The sequence below is a fragment of the Pseudomonas syringae group sp. J309-1 genome (genome assembly GCF_032582135.1).
Classification (GTDB): Bacteria; Pseudomonadota; Gammaproteobacteria; order Pseudomonadales; family Pseudomonadaceae; genus Aquipseudomonas; species Aquipseudomonas quasicaspiana.
In genome coordinates this window covers 34,415-47,696 of the sequence record NZ_JAWHNU010000035.1, presented here as the reverse complement: position 1 = coordinate 47,696, position 13,282 = coordinate 34,415, and the positions used below count along the sequence as shown (strand labels likewise).

Here is a 13,282-nt window from a genome sequence, read left to right as displayed (position 1 = left end):
GATGTGTTTGCGGGAAACCCCGTAGGAGCGAACTTGTTCGCGAAAGCAGGGGTACATCCGACGCATGATTGGCGCTTGAAAAATTGTCTTCGCGAACAAGTTCACTCCTACCGGGAGGTACGGCGATGAGCAATAAGCACTGGGCCAAACACGAAGAGCGCGGCAGTTTCCTGCTGATGAAGCTCACCGCGTGGGGCGTACGCCATTTGGGTCGTCGGGTGCTGAGCCCGGTGCTGCACGGCATCGTGCTGTATTTTTTTCTGTTCGGCCGCCAGGCGCGCAAGAGTGCCTGGGAATATCAACGACGCCTGTCCGAATGGAGTGCCAGACCAGAGCTGATGCCCACTCACAAACGGGTGTTCGGCCAGTTCATGGCCTTTGCTGATTCGCTGCTGGATAAACTCGACGTCTGGAACGGCAAGCTGCGTCTTGAGCAAATCGAAATCGTTGACCCTGCGCTGCTGCGCACTCAGTTGCGTGGCGATCGCGGCCAGATGCTGGTGGGTGCGCATCTGGGCAATCTCGAAGTCTGCCGGGCGCTGGCTGAGCTGGGCGAAAAAGTCACCATGAACGTGCTGGTCCACACCAAGCACGCCGAGCGTTTCAACCGGCTGCTGGGTGAAGCAGGCGCGACTAACTTGCGCCTGATTCAGGTCAGTGAGCTGGACCCGTCCGTCATGCTCCAACTGAGCCAGCGCCTGGACGACGGTGAATGGCTGGCCATCGCCGGTGACCGCGTGGCGTTGCATGGCGGGCGTAACGCGCGGGTCAATTTCCTCGGTGCAAAAGCCGCGTTCCCACAGGGCCCGTGGCTGCTGGCCGGTTTGTTGAAATGCCCGATCAATCTGATTTTCTGCCTCAAGCGCCCCAGCGGTTATCAAGTGACGCTCGAGCCATTTGCCGACGCCATCGAATGGCGACGCAGCGACCGGCAACAAGTGATAGCCGATCACGCCCAGCGCTATGCCGACCGACTCGGCCACTACTGCCTGCAAGCCCCGCAGCAGTGGTTCAATTTCTATCCTTTCTGGAAGTCCGATGACGAATCAAGTTCCTGAGCTGGTCACCTTTGGCGAGCGTGCGTTGCAGATCGAAGATGTGCTGGCGTTGGCCAATCGCCAGGTGCCGACCGCTCTGCAAGGCGACAGCGCCTACCGTCAGCGCATCGCCAAAGGCGCGCAGTTTCTTGATTCGTTGCTGGACAAGGAAGGCGTGATTTACGGCGTGACCACCGGCTACGGCGATTCCTGCGTGGTGGCGGTGCCGCTGCAACATGTGGAAGCCTTGCCGCGTCATCTGTACACCTTCCACGGTTGTGGGCTGGGCAAACTGCTCGATGCCCAAGCCACTCGCGCGGTACTGGCTGCGCGTTTGCAGTCGCTGTGCCACGGGGTCTCCGGTGTCCGCGTTGAGCTGCTGGAGCGACTGCAAGCGTTTCTTGAGCAGGATGTCCTGCCGCTGATTCCGGAAGAAGGTTCAGTGGGCGCCAGCGGTGATCTGACGCCGCTGTCTTATGTGGCAGCGACCTTGTCCGGCGAACGTGAAGTGATGTTCCGCGGCGAACGCCGTCAGTCCAGCGATGTGCATCGCGAGCTGGGCTGGGAACCGCTGGTGCTGCGCCCCAAAGAGGCCCTGGCCTTGATGAACGGCACGGCGGTGATGACCGGCCTCGCGTGCCTGGCCTTCGCCCGTGCCGATTACCTGCTGCAACTGGCAACGCGCATCACCGCGATGAACGTGGTCGCTTTGCAAGGCAACCCGGAGCATTTCGACGAGCGTCTGTTTGCGGCCAAGCCTCATCCGGGCCAGATGCAAGTCGCGGCCTGGCTGCGCAAGGATCTGGCCATCGATGCACCGACCGCGCCATTGCATCGTTTGCAGGATCGCTACTCGCTGCGTTGCGCGCCCCATGTGCTGGGCGTGCTGGCTGACAGCCTGAACTGGCTGCGTTCGTTCATCGAAATCGAACTGAACAGCGCCAACGACAACCCGATCATCGACGCCGAAGCCGAACGCGTGCTGCACGGTGGGCACTTCTACGGCGGCCATATCGCCTTCGCCATGGACAGCCTGAAGAACCTCGTCGCCAACGTCGCCGACCTGCTGGATCGCCAGCTCGCGCTATTGGTGGATGAGCGCTACAACCACGGCTTACCGAGCAATCTGTCGGGCGCGCCAGCGGATCGCGCAATGATCAACCATGGCTTCAAGGCCGTGCAGATCGGCACCAGCGCCTGGACTGCCGAAGCATTGAAAAACACCATGCCCGCCAGCGTGTTCTCGCGCTCGACCGAATGCCACAACCAGGACAAGGTCAGCATGGGCACCATCGCTGCCCGGGACGCCATTCGGGTTTTGGAACTGACGGAGCAAGTGGCAGCTGCCACGCTGATCGCCGCAAACCAGGGGGTCTGGCTGCGCAGCAAAGCCGCCGATGCGCGTCCACTGCCGCCCGCGCTGGCCGCCATGCACGAGCAACTGGCCGTTGATTTCCCGCCCGTGATCGAAGACCGTGCGCTGGAGGGCGAACTGCGCCTGTGCCTGCAACGTATCGCTGATCGCCATTGGAGGTTGCATGCGCAGTAAAGGCGTCATTGATGTCGACACCGAAGTCCTGGTGCCCTTTTTCGACGTCGACTCGATGAACGTCGTCTGGCACGGGCATTACATCAAGTACCTGGAAGTCGCTCGCTGCGCGTTGCTGGACCACATCGGTCACAACTACACGCACATGCTCGAATCCGGATACGGTTGGCCGGTGATCGACATCCAGTTGCGCTACGTGCGCGGCGCGGTGTTCGGCCAACGGCTGATCGTGCGCGCCAGTCTTGTGGAGTGGGAGAATCGCTTGAAGATCAACTACCTGATTACCGACGCGGAAACCGGCGAACGCATGACCCGCGCCAGCTCGATTCAAGTCGCGGTGCACATCGAAACCCGGGAAATGCAACTGGCTTCGCCGAAAGCCTTCACTGATGCGGTTGAGAGGGTGTTGCCATGAATCTCTGTATCGAAGCAGGTCTCAACCCTGTGGGAGCGGTGCTTGCCCGCGATAAGGCTGGACGCGGTAGACCTGCTATCTGCGGTTCCCTTATCGCGGGCAAGCACCGCTCCCACATGAACCTCATTTCAACCATAGGTCGTGTGGTATGCCTCATGGCCCTGCTCTGCCTGTCGCCATTGGCCCAGGCCTTCGACCTGCAACAGCTCAGCGATCAACTGGCAAAACCGGTCGTGGTACGTGGCAATTTCATTCAGGAAAAACACCTGCGTGCCTTGCCAACACCGCTGGTCAGTAAAGGCCGCTTTGTATTGGCGAAAGAATTCGGCCTGTTGTGGCTGTTGAACACGCCGCTCAAACAGGACTACCGCATCAGCCCGGCCGGCATTGCCCGCCGTGACGCGGCCAACGGCTGGCAATTACTGCCGAACAAGAGCGCCGGAGCTGAACAGAACCGCCTGTTCCTGGCCGTGCTGCAAGGTGACAGTAGCGGCCTGCAGCGCGACTTCGAATTGCAGCTCAAAGGCGATGCCAAAGCCTGGCAGTTGACGCTGACCCCGCGTTCGATGTTGCTGCAACAGGTGTTCAAGCAGATCAATATCGACGGCGGCGAACTGGTACAGCGCATCGAGCTGCTGGAAACCCAGGGTGACAGTACGTTGCTGAAGATGGTCGATAGCCAGAGTGTGCCTGCCTTGAGCGATGCGGAGCGTGCTGATTTTGCGAATTGAACGTCTGTTGCCGCGCCTGTTCCTGATCATCCTGTTGGCGGTGCTGGCCCTCGCTGGCTGGCAATGGCGCGATGGTGCGCCACTGTCAGCCAACCTGATGGAACTGGTCCCCGGCAGTAGCCCTGATCCTCTGGAATTGCGCGCTGAACAGCGTATGCAAGAACCGCTGAACCGCGAAATGCTGGTGCTGGTCGGTCACACGGATCGTCAGCAAGCCATCGCGCTGGCAAAGCAATTGGGCGAGCAGTGGCAAGCCAGCGGTTTGTTCGACAAGGTCCAATGGAGCCTCCAGGCCGATCTGCCTGCGCTGCGCACCCAGTTACTGCAAGGTCGACTGGCGATGCTGCCAAAGGCAGACCGGACGCAGTTGATCGACAACCCGCAGGCCTTTATTCAACAACGCGTGCAAAGCCTGTTTGACCCGTTCAGCGGTTTCAGTCTGGTGCCGAGCCAGGATGACTGGCTGGGCCTGACCGGGCGTATCCAGAACGGCATGCCGCAGCACGGCTCGGTGCAACCGGATATCGGCAGCGGTGCGTTGGTGGCCGATGCTGACGGCAAAAGCTGGGTACTGCTGCGAGCCCGCACAAACGGCAATGCGTTCGACATGCATCTACCGCTGCGCGTCGCCGACTTGCTCAGCGCATCCCGCCAAAAGGCCGCGCAGGATAACGGACAGTTACTGGCAGCCAGTGGCCTGCTGTATGCCGCCGACGGCCAACGTCAGGCCAGCCGGGAAATCACCTGGGTAGGCGGCGGTGCAACAGCGGGCATTCTGCTCTTGCTGCTGTTGGCTTTCCGCCGCTGGCGCGTGTTGCTGGCGTTCGTGCCGGTGCTGGTGGGCATGCTGTTTGGCGCTGTCGCCTGCGTCGCGTTCTTCGGCCATATGCACGTGATGACCCTGGTACTGGGTTCGAGCCTGATCGGCGTGGCGGTGGATTACCCACTGCATTACCTGTCCAAAAGCTGGAGCCTGAAACCCTGGCGCAGTTGGCCCGCCTTGCGTCTGACGCTGCCCGGCCTGAGCCTCAGCCTCGCAACCAGTTGCATCGGTTATCTGGCCCTGGCCTGGACACCCTTCCCGGCGCTGACGCAAATCGCGGTGTTCTCTGCGGCAGGCCTGATCGGCGCCTATCTGACTGCCGTTTGCCTGTTGCCCGCCTTGCTCAACAACACCGAGCTGAAACCGGCTCAATGGCCGCTGCGTCTGGCCGAACGTTTGCTCGGCTGGCGCGAAGCGTTGCTGAGCCGGGTCGGCACGCCGATCCTGCTGGCACTTTTGATGTTGTTCTGCGCTGCCGGGCTTTGGCAACTGACCACCAAAAATGACATCCGCCAATGGATCTCAGCACCACCGCAACTGACCGAAGAAGCCAAGGCGATTGCCAAAATCACCGGTTACCAGCCCACCAGCCAGTTTTTTCTGGTGGAAGGCAAAGACCAGCAGGAATTGCTGGAGCGCCAGACGGCACTGACCCAACGTCTCGATCAGCTGGTGAATCTGGACGAGTTGAGTGGCTATCTGGCGTTGAATCAGCTGGTCGCGTCCCCCACCGAACAGGACGCCGTGCGCAAAGCCCTCAGTTCGTTGCCAGAGCATTGGCAAACACTGATTGATCTCGGTGTTCCGGCCAGCGCCCTGCAAGCTGAACTGACTCAGCTGCAAGCGTCACCGATCACTAATATCGACGCGGCGCTGGCCGGACCGCTCGGCGAACCCTGGCGGGTGCTGTGGCTGGGCGCCAGCAAAAACGGCGTCGCTGGAATGGTCAGCCTTCAGGGGTTGAACAACGCTGCCCTGCTGCGTTTGCAGGCTCAGGACTTGCCGGGCGTGCGGTTGGTGGATCGTCTGGGGCAACTCAATACTGTTTTTGCCGCCACCCAGATCAGCGCCGCTGAATTGAAACTGGCGTCCTGCGTGCTGATCGTATTGCTGCTGATTGCTCCGTTCGGGTTTGGCGGCGCGCTGCGCATCGTGGCCCTGCCTTTGCTCGCGGCGTTGTGCAGCCTGGCAAGCCTGGGCTGGCTCGGTCAGCCGCTGACTCTGTTCAGCCTGTTTGGCTTGCTGCTGGTCACCGCAATCAGCGTTGATTACGCGATCCTGATGCGTGAACAGATTGGCGGTGCCGCCGTGAGTTTGCTGGGTACCTTGCTGGCCGCCGTCACCACATGGTTGTCGTTCGGTTTGCTGGCGGTTTCTAGCACGCCCGCCATCAGCAATTTTGGCCTTTCGGTGAGCCTCGGGCTGGCGTTCAGCTTCATGCTGGCGCCGTGGGCTGCCAGTCGACGCGCCAAGCCAACAGCTGAAAGCGAGGCTCATCGATGATGATTGCGCTGTTCTGGCTGATGGCCCTGCTGATGTTTGCTGGTGCAACGCGTCTTGGACGCTATTTCGGCTTGATTCCCATCGTCAGTCAGTTGCTGCTGGCCACCTTTGCTCTGCCACTGATCATGCTGTTCTGGATTGAACCGGGCTGGCAGTTAAGCGGTGCGCAACTGGTAGCGCCCGTCTGGTTGAAGACGCTGTACGGCCTGAGTTTCGCCATCGTTCTGGGGCATATTCTTAGCGACGTCATCGACGTGAAGATGGATCGCCAAAGCCTGAAAGTTGCGCTGCCAAGTTTCGCGGTGCCATTCCTCGCAGGGCTGGGCTGCGCCATCTGGTTTTTGCCCGCGCAACCGTGGATCAGCTCTCTGGCGCTGGGTCTGGTGTTTGCGATTACCGCGATCCCTGTGCTCTATCTGTATCTGCGCCATATCGACTATCCGCCTGAAGCGACCCGGCGTCTGGTGCAGACCGCAATTCTCATCGACCTGATGTGCTGGAGCCTGTTCGGCATTGCCCAAGGCAGCCTGAACATCAACAGTCTGTTGCTGCCGCTGCTCGGTGCCTGCGTGCCTTTGCTGCTGCGGGCCCTGCAACTGCGCCAACCACTGGTCTACAGCGTCACGTTCTTCGCCCTGCTGATGGTGGCCGAGCACTACAGACTCAATGCGCTGATTTTCGGCATCGGTTACCTGCTGTGCATGGCACGAATCAAACAGCCGTGGGTACTGCCGATCAGACGCGAATGGTTCATGCACCTGCAAACCTGGCTGGCGATCCCGCTGATCCTGACCTTTGGCATCGTGCAGATCAACGTTCACACCGCCATGGGCAACCTCGGTTGGGTGCAGCTTGGAGCACTGATTCTGCTGCCGATTGCCAGCAAAATGCTCGGCAACTGGCTTGGCCTCAGTTGGGCGACGCCCTCCTTCGCCGGTGCCAGCCGCTGGCGTGAAAGCGTGCTGCTGAATATTCGCGGCCTTAGCGAAATCGTCTTTCTCAATATGCTGCTGCAACAACACCTGATCAACCCGGCGCTGTACTTCGCGCTGATGTTGATGAGCCTGCTCGCGACCCTTATGCCAGCCTTGCTGGGCATGGGCCGCGCACCGGTGCAGCCACCCGTAAACGCTGTCGATCCAGTAAGGAAGTCGTATGCCAGTAACTGATAGGGAAAGCCGGACAGTCGTGGTGATTGGTGCAGGTCCTGCCGGTGCAATCGCCGCAGCCTTGCTCAAACGCAACGGGCACGATGTGCTGATCATTGAGCGCCAGCAGTTCCCGCGCTTCTCCATCGGTGAAAGCCTGCTGTCGCACTGCCTGGACTTCGTCGAAGAAGCCGGGATGCTCGACGCCGTACAGGCCGCAGGTTTCCAGAAGAAAAATGGCGCTGCGTTTGCGTGGCGCGATCAGTACAGCGCATTCGATTTCGGCGATACCTTCAGCGAAGGCCAGCCATCGACTTTCCAGGTACAGCGCGGGGCGTTCGACAAACTGCTGGCCGATCAGGCTGAATTACAAGGCGTGGAAATCCGCTACCAGCAAGAGATCATTGCGGGCGATTTCACCAGCCCGCAGCCAGTCCTGGACGTGCGTCGCGAAGACGGCAGCGAGTATCAGGTGCAGGCGCAGTTCGTGCTCGACGCCAGCGGTTATGGTCGCGTATTACCGCGTTTGCTGGATCTGGAAGCGCCGTCGAACTTCCCGGTACGTCAGGCTGTGTTCACCCATGTGGAAGACCATTTTCCGGCATCCTTTGACCGCGAGAAAATCCTCGTCAGCATTCATCCTGAAATGCGCGACGTGTGGTTCTGGTCGATCCCGTTCAGTAACGGCCGCTGCTCCATGGGTGTCGTCGCTGCGTCCGAACGTTTCAAGGACAAACCCGAAGACCTTGATGCCTGCCTCCGCGAGTTCGTTGGCGAAACGCCGCACCTCAAGGAACTGCTCAAGAACGCAGTATGGGACACACCAGCGCGCACCATCGGTGGTTACTCGGCCAACGTCAAAACCCTGCACGGTCCGGGCTTTGCGCTACTGGGCAATGCGGCTGAATTCCTCGACCCGGTGTTCTCCTCCGGCGTGACCATCGCCATGCGTTCGGCGAGCATGGCGGCAGGCGTTCTGCATCGCCAGTTGCAAGGTGAGGCGGTCGATTGGCAGACCGAGTTCGCGATACCGCTCAAACGAGGCGTGGACACCTTCCGCGCCTACGTCGAAGGCTGGTACGAAGGCACTTTCCAGGACGTGATTTTCTACCCGGAAAGCACGCGTGATATCCGCCGCATGATCAGCGCAATTCTGGCTGGATACGCCTGGGATCAGCGCAACCCGTTTGTTGCTGAACCCAAGCGCCGCCTGCGCATGTTGTCTGAAATCTGCGCGAGTCCAGCACAATGAGCGGGCCTTTCCTGAGCGACAAATACGTCGAAGAAACCCGTTTCGGCTTGTGGTTCCTGCGCAGCCACACGTGGCAACACCGCGTGCTGCGAGTGGCAATCAACGATCTGCGCAGCCTGTTTGACGGCGAGCCGCCGAGCCAGCCGGTGCTGCTCGATGCGGGTTGTGGTCAGGGCAAGTCATTCAAGCGGTTGTGCGAAGTGTTTGCGCCATCACGCCTGCTGGGTGTGGACGCTGACCCGGAAAGCCTGACCATGAGCCGCACTGAAGCCCGGGTTCAAGGCATCGACGTCGAGCTGATCGGCAGCGACTGCGCCGCATTGAAACTGGCCGACGCCAGCGTAGACATCGTGTTCTGCCACCAGACGTTCCATCATCTGGTCGAACAGGAACAGGCCCTCGCCGAGTTCTATCGAGTGCTCAAACCCGGCGGCTATCTGTTGTTCGCTGAATCCACCGAAGCCTATATCGACACCTGGGTGATCCGTTGGCTGTTCCGTCACCCGATGCATGTACAAAAGAGCGCTGAACAATATCTGCAAATGCTCCGCGATCAGGGCTTTCAGTTTGGTGCACAGAACGTGTCTTACCCGTATCTTTGGTGGAGCCGCTCCAGTGATTTCGGTTTGCTGGAACGTCTGAAACTGCGCAAGCCCGCGCTTTTTGGCCAACGCGAAGAAACCCTGGTCAACGTGGTTGCGCGCAAGCCTTTCGAGGGTGAACGAACATGATTCGCGCATTGCTGATCGCCTGCGTCCTGCTGCTGGCGGCGTGTGCCAGTAAAGCCCCGCTGCCTGTTTCGGTTCCCGAGCTACAGTTGCCGATGCAATTGCATATCCAACGCCAGCAGGCTGATCAGCGCCAGGACTGGCTGCTGGTGATTCAGCAGGAAGCCAGCGGGTTGCGCTGGTCACTGATGGACCCACTGGGTATTCCACTGGCACGTCAGCAATTGATCAACGGCCAGTGGCAAGCCGACGGTTTGTTGCCGCCCAATGCTGAAGCCCGGGAGTTGTTCGCTGCCCTGCTGTTCTCGCTCACCCCGGACAACCAGTTGAGGCGCAATTATCCGACTGCACAGCGCCGGGGCACACAACGCATACTTGATGAACGATGGGGCGTGGAATACAGCAGCGCCGACACCTTCAGGCTGGTCGTCCTGACGGGCAAGGACGGCAGAATCAACTACGCTATCAGCCCGCTGAACAGTGAGGCCCTGAAGTGAGCGCTTACCTGAACGCATTGGGCTTGATCTGCTCTCTGGGCAGTGGCCGCGAAGAAGTCGCGCGGCGGTTGTTCGCTGCTGATACGTCCGGCATGGTCGATGAAGGCGGCTGGGTGCCTGAGCGCATCTTGCCGGTGGGTGCCGTGAAAACAGCGTTGCCGCCAATCCCCCAATCCCTGGCTTCTCACAACAGCCGCAACAATCGGTTGCTGCTGGCGGCTGCGCTGCAGATCGAGCCGGACATCCGTGAGGCTATAACGCGTTACGGCACCCATCGTATCGGGGTGATCCTGGGAACCAGCACGTCCGGTATAGACGAGGCCGGGCGTGGCATTGGCGAATGGTTGAGCAGCCAGCAATTCCCGGCGGACTATCACTACCAGCAGCAAGAGCTGGGCGCGGCAGCCAACTTCATTTCGGAGTGGCTGCAACTGAGCGGCCCGTCCTACGTGATCTCCACTGCCTGCACCTCCAGCGCCCGCGCCCTGCTCAGCGCCCGACGTGCCCTGGACATGGGCCTGTGCGATGCGGTGTTGTGCGGCGGTGTCGACACACTGTGCAAACTCACCCTGAACGGTTTTTCTGCGCTGGAAGCGGTGTCACAGCAGCTCTGTAACCCGTTTTCGCGCAACCGTAACGGGATCAATATCGGCGAGGCTGCCGTGCTGTTTCTGATGACACGTGAAGCCAGCGGCGAGCATTCGATTGCGTTGCTGGGTGCGGGCGCAACGTGCGACGCGCACCATATTTCTGCACCGGAACCGAGTGGCTGCGGTGCACGCGAAGCCATGCAGCAAGCGCTGGACAATGCCGGGCTTGCAGCCGCGCAGATCGGTTATCTGAACCTGCACGGCACGGCGACTCCACTCAATGACGCCATGGAAAGCCTGGCAGTGAAGGCTGTTTTCCCTGATGGAGTGCCGTGCTCTTCGACCAAGCCCATGACCGGTCACACACTGGGCGCGGCAGGTGCGCTGGAGGCGGCTTTCTGCTGGTTGAGCCTGGCACCGGAAAATACCGACCACGCGCTTCCACCCCACGCCTGGGACGGCGAAGCCGATCCACAGCTGCCGCCCCTGCAATGGACTGACGCCCAGACTCGTCTGGCACAGACGCCCAAGCGCTACATGATGAGCAACTCGTTTGCCTTCGGTGGCAACAACATCAGCCTGATTATCGGAGACGCCCAATGATTGCCTGGCCGCTCGCCGAACTGCTGCCGCATGCCGGCGACATGATCCTCATCGATGAGGTGCTGTCGTTCGACGAAGAACAGATTCACACTCGCCTGACCGTCACTCCGAACGGACTGCTCAATGACACCAACGGCAACATGCCCGCCTGGGTGGGTATCGAGCTGATGGCCCAGAGTGTCGCGGCCTATGCCGGTTGCCAGGCGCGCACTCAGGGCAAGCCCGTGGCGCTGGGCTTCCTGCTGGGCAGCCGCAAGTTCGAATGCAACGTGGAGCAATTTCCCGCAGGCAGCGAGCTGCACATCCACGCGCTGCGTACGTTGCAGGACGATAACGGCATGGGTGTGTTCGAATGTCGCCTGACCGGCCCGGCTATTGAAGCGTTTGCCCGCCTTAGCGTGTACTGCCCACCCAACCCCGACCAATACATGAACGAAGGAGCCCGCACATGACTGACTCGATACTGGTCACCGGCTCCAGCCGTGGCATTGGCCGCGCGATTGCGCTACGTCTCGCGCAGGCAGGTTTCGACCTGATCCTGCATTGCCGCAGTGGACGCACGGAAGCCGAAGCCGTCCAGGCCGAAATCGTCGCCCTGGGCCGTCAGGCGCGGATTCTGCAATTCGACGTGGCGGACCGGGAAACCTGCAAAGCCATTCTTGAAGCCGATGTAGAAACCCATGGTGCCTATTACGGCGTAGTGCTCAACGCCGGGCTCACTCGCGACGGCGCCTTCCCGGCGCTCAGCGATGACGATTGGGACGTGGTGCTCAGAACCAATCTGGATGGCTTCTACAACGTGTTGCACCCGGTGATGATGCCGATGATCCGTCGCCGGGCCGCCGGTCGCATCGTGTGCATCACCTCGGTCTCGGGCCTGATCGGCAATCGCGGCCAGGTCAATTACAGCGCGTCCAAGGCCGGTATCATCGGTGCTGCCAAGGCTCTGGCTATCGAGCTGGGCAAACGCAAGATCACCGTCAACTGCGTCGCGCCCGGCCTGATCGATACCGCCATGCTCGACGAAAATGTCCCTGTGGATGAACTGATGAAGATGATTCCCGCGCAGCGCATGGGCACGCCTGAAGAAGTCGCCGGCGCGGTTAATTTCCTGATGTCCGCCGAGGCGGCGTACATCACTCGCCAGGTACTGGCCGTTAACGGAGGCCTGTGCTGATGAAGCGCGTCGTCGTGACCGGCATGGCCGGGATTACTTCACTGGGCAGCGACTGGGCGAGCATCGAAGCCAACTTCAACGCCAACCGCAGTGGCATTCGACGCATGGACGAATGGGATCGCTTCACCGAGTTGAACACCCGGCTGGCAGGCCCTATCGATGATTTCGCCGTGCCGTCGCACTGGACCCGCAAACAACTGCGCAGCATGGGCCGTGTCTCACGTTTTGCAGTGGGTGCCTCTGAACAGGCCCTGATCGGTGCGGGCCTGCTCAACGACCCGATCATCCGGGACGGGCGCATGGGCACCGCGTGCGGTTCATCCACGGGCAGCACCGAAGATGTAAAAGCCTTCGGCAACATGCTGCTCAACTCAGTGGCCATAGGGCTCAATGCCAATTCCTATGTGCGAATGATGCCCCACACCACGGCGGCCAATATCAGCATTTTCTTCGGTCTGACCGGCCGCCTGATTCCGACGTCCAGCGCCTGTACCAGCGGCAGTCAGGGCATCGGCTATGCCTATGAGGCGATCAAGTTCGGCCGCTTGCCGTTGATGCTGGCCGGTGGCGCTGAAGAACTCTGCCCCACTGAAGCCATGGTCTTCGACGCGTTGTACGCCACCAGCCTGAAGAACGATGCGCCTCACACCAGCCCACGTCCGTACGACAGCGGCCGCGATGGCCTGGTGATCGGTGAAGGCGGCGGCATGTTGGTGCTCGAAGAACTGGAGCACGCACTGGCCCGTGGCGCCCATATTCACGCAGAACTGGTGGGTTTTGGCAGCAACGCCGATGGCGCGCACAGCACCCGCCCGGAGCAGGCCACCATGCGCCGCGCCATGGAGCTGGCGCTGGAAGACGCCAACCTGCCGCCCGAAGCCATTGGCTACGTCAATGGCCACGGTACGGCGACGGAACAAGGTGACATTGCCGAAACCCTCGCCACCAGCAGCCTGTTTGGTTCGCGTATGCCGATCAGTTCGCAGAAGAGTTTTCTGGGCCATACGTTAGGTGCGTGCGGTGCGCTGGAGTCGTGGTTCTGTATCGAGATGCTCAATCGCGACCGTTACATCCATACGCTGAACCTGGACGAGATCGATCCGCAGTGCGGCGATCTGGACTACCTGCGCGGTGAGCCTCGGCAGATGAGCCACGAATACGTGATGAACAACAATTTCGCTTTTGGCGGGGTCAACACGTCGTTGATTTTCCGCCGCTGGTCCTGACCC

13 protein-coding genes are annotated in these 13,282 nt (G+C 60.6%); all 13 read left to right on the top strand.

The genetic code is table 11. The annotated features are described in order from the left end of the window. Positions 1-125 precede the first annotated feature (125 nt). A complete protein-coding gene (locus tag RX972_RS18265; RefSeq protein WP_231675825.1) occupies positions 126-1,058 on the top strand; it encodes a glycosyl transferase in 933 nt (310 codons plus the stop codon). Further along, entirely contained in the window at positions 1,039-2,586 is a 1,548-nt protein-coding gene (locus RX972_RS18260; RefSeq protein ID WP_316877555.1) for an aromatic amino acid ammonia-lyase, read from the top strand. The genes RX972_RS18265 and RX972_RS18260 overlap by 20 nt, the downstream gene beginning before the upstream one ends. Beyond that, positions 2,576-3,001 carry an acyl-CoA thioesterase gene (locus RX972_RS18255; protein WP_122707474.1) on the top strand — a complete coding sequence of 142 codons (426 nt, stop codon included), beginning with the start codon at positions 2,576-2,578 and terminating at the stop codon, positions 2,999-3,001. Before RX972_RS18260 ends, RX972_RS18255 begins: the two co-directional genes overlap by 11 nt. Before the next feature lie 155 nt (positions 3,002-3,156). Next, positions 3,157-3,732 carry an outer membrane lipoprotein carrier protein LolA gene (locus tag RX972_RS18250; protein ID WP_122397645.1) on the top strand — a complete coding sequence of 192 codons (576 nt, stop codon included), beginning with the start codon at positions 3,157-3,159 and terminating at the stop codon, positions 3,730-3,732. After that, positions 3,722-6,058 (top strand): MMPL family transporter, encoded by a 2,337-nt coding sequence (locus tag RX972_RS18245; protein WP_316877566.1) that lies wholly within the window; start codon positions 3,722-3,724, stop codon positions 6,056-6,058. The genes RX972_RS18250 and RX972_RS18245 overlap by 11 nt, the downstream gene beginning before the upstream one ends. Next, on the top strand, positions 6,055-7,227 hold the full coding sequence (locus RX972_RS18240; protein ID WP_316877554.1) for a sodium:proton antiporter: 1,173 nt from the start codon (positions 6,055-6,057) through the stop codon (positions 7,225-7,227). The genes RX972_RS18245 and RX972_RS18240 overlap by 4 nt, the downstream gene beginning before the upstream one ends. Next, complete coding sequence (locus RX972_RS18235; protein WP_316877553.1) at positions 7,214-8,458, top strand: NAD(P)/FAD-dependent oxidoreductase; 1,245 nt, start codon at positions 7,214-7,216, stop codon at positions 8,456-8,458. Before RX972_RS18240 ends, RX972_RS18235 begins: the two co-directional genes overlap by 14 nt. Further along, positions 8,455-9,189: a class I SAM-dependent methyltransferase gene (locus tag RX972_RS18230; RefSeq protein ID WP_255877717.1), complete on the top strand. Its 735-nt coding sequence runs from the start codon at positions 8,455-8,457 to the stop codon at positions 9,187-9,189. Before RX972_RS18235 ends, RX972_RS18230 begins: the two co-directional genes overlap by 4 nt. Next, positions 9,186-9,683, top strand: coding sequence for a DUF3261 domain-containing protein (locus tag RX972_RS18225; protein WP_316877552.1), 498 nt, complete (start codon positions 9,186-9,188; stop codon positions 9,681-9,683). Before RX972_RS18230 ends, RX972_RS18225 begins: the two co-directional genes overlap by 4 nt. Further along, on the top strand, positions 9,680-10,876 hold the full coding sequence (locus tag RX972_RS18220) for a beta-ketoacyl-[acyl-carrier-protein] synthase family protein (protein WP_027901968.1): 1,197 nt from the start codon (positions 9,680-9,682) through the stop codon (positions 10,874-10,876). The genes RX972_RS18225 and RX972_RS18220 overlap by 4 nt, the downstream gene beginning before the upstream one ends. Further along, entirely contained in the window at positions 10,873-11,328 is a 456-nt protein-coding gene (locus tag RX972_RS18215; protein WP_122397638.1) for a hotdog family protein, read from the top strand. The genes RX972_RS18220 and RX972_RS18215 overlap by 4 nt, the downstream gene beginning before the upstream one ends. Beyond that, positions 11,325-12,053 (top strand): 3-oxoacyl-ACP reductase FabG, encoded by a 729-nt coding sequence (gene fabG / locus RX972_RS18210; protein WP_027901970.1) that lies wholly within the window; start codon positions 11,325-11,327, stop codon positions 12,051-12,053. The genes RX972_RS18215 and fabG overlap by 4 nt, the downstream gene beginning before the upstream one ends. Next, entirely contained in the window at positions 12,053-13,279 is a 1,227-nt protein-coding gene (locus RX972_RS18205) for a beta-ketoacyl-ACP synthase (RefSeq protein WP_027901971.1), read from the top strand. Before fabG ends, RX972_RS18205 begins: the two co-directional genes overlap by 1 nt. The last annotated feature ends 3 nt before the right edge of the window (positions 13,280-13,282 follow it).

Excerpts from the sequence above, each read along its gene's own strand:
- RX972_RS18225 (WP_316877552.1), top strand. The coding sequence starts at position 9,186 with ATGATTCGCGCATTGCTGATCGCCTGCGTCCTGCTGCTGGCGGCGTGT.
- RX972_RS18240 (WP_316877554.1), top strand. The coding sequence starts at position 6,055 with ATGATGATTGCGCTGTTCTGGCTGATGGCCCTGCTGATGTTTGCTGGT.
- RX972_RS18265 (WP_231675825.1), top strand. The coding sequence starts at position 126 with ATGAGCAATAAGCACTGGGCCAAACACGAAGAGCGCGGCAGTTTCCTG.
- RX972_RS18250 (WP_122397645.1), top strand. The coding sequence starts at position 3,157 with ATGGCCCTGCTCTGCCTGTCGCCATTGGCCCAGGCCTTCGACCTGCAA.
- RX972_RS18260 (WP_316877555.1), top strand. The coding sequence starts at position 1,039 with ATGACGAATCAAGTTCCTGAGCTGGTCACCTTTGGCGAGCGTGCGTTG.
- fabG (WP_027901970.1), top strand. The coding sequence starts at position 11,325 with ATGACTGACTCGATACTGGTCACCGGCTCCAGCCGTGGCATTGGCCGC.
- RX972_RS18215 (WP_122397638.1), top strand. The coding sequence starts at position 10,873 with ATGATTGCCTGGCCGCTCGCCGAACTGCTGCCGCATGCCGGCGACATG.
- RX972_RS18205 (WP_027901971.1), top strand. The coding sequence starts at position 12,053 with ATGAAGCGCGTCGTCGTGACCGGCATGGCCGGGATTACTTCACTGGGC.
- RX972_RS18235 (WP_316877553.1), top strand. The coding sequence starts at position 7,214 with ATGCCAGTAACTGATAGGGAAAGCCGGACAGTCGTGGTGATTGGTGCA.
- RX972_RS18255 (WP_122707474.1), top strand. The coding sequence starts at position 2,576 with ATGCGCAGTAAAGGCGTCATTGATGTCGACACCGAAGTCCTGGTGCCC.
- RX972_RS18230 (WP_255877717.1), top strand. The coding sequence starts at position 8,455 with ATGAGCGGGCCTTTCCTGAGCGACAAATACGTCGAAGAAACCCGTTTC.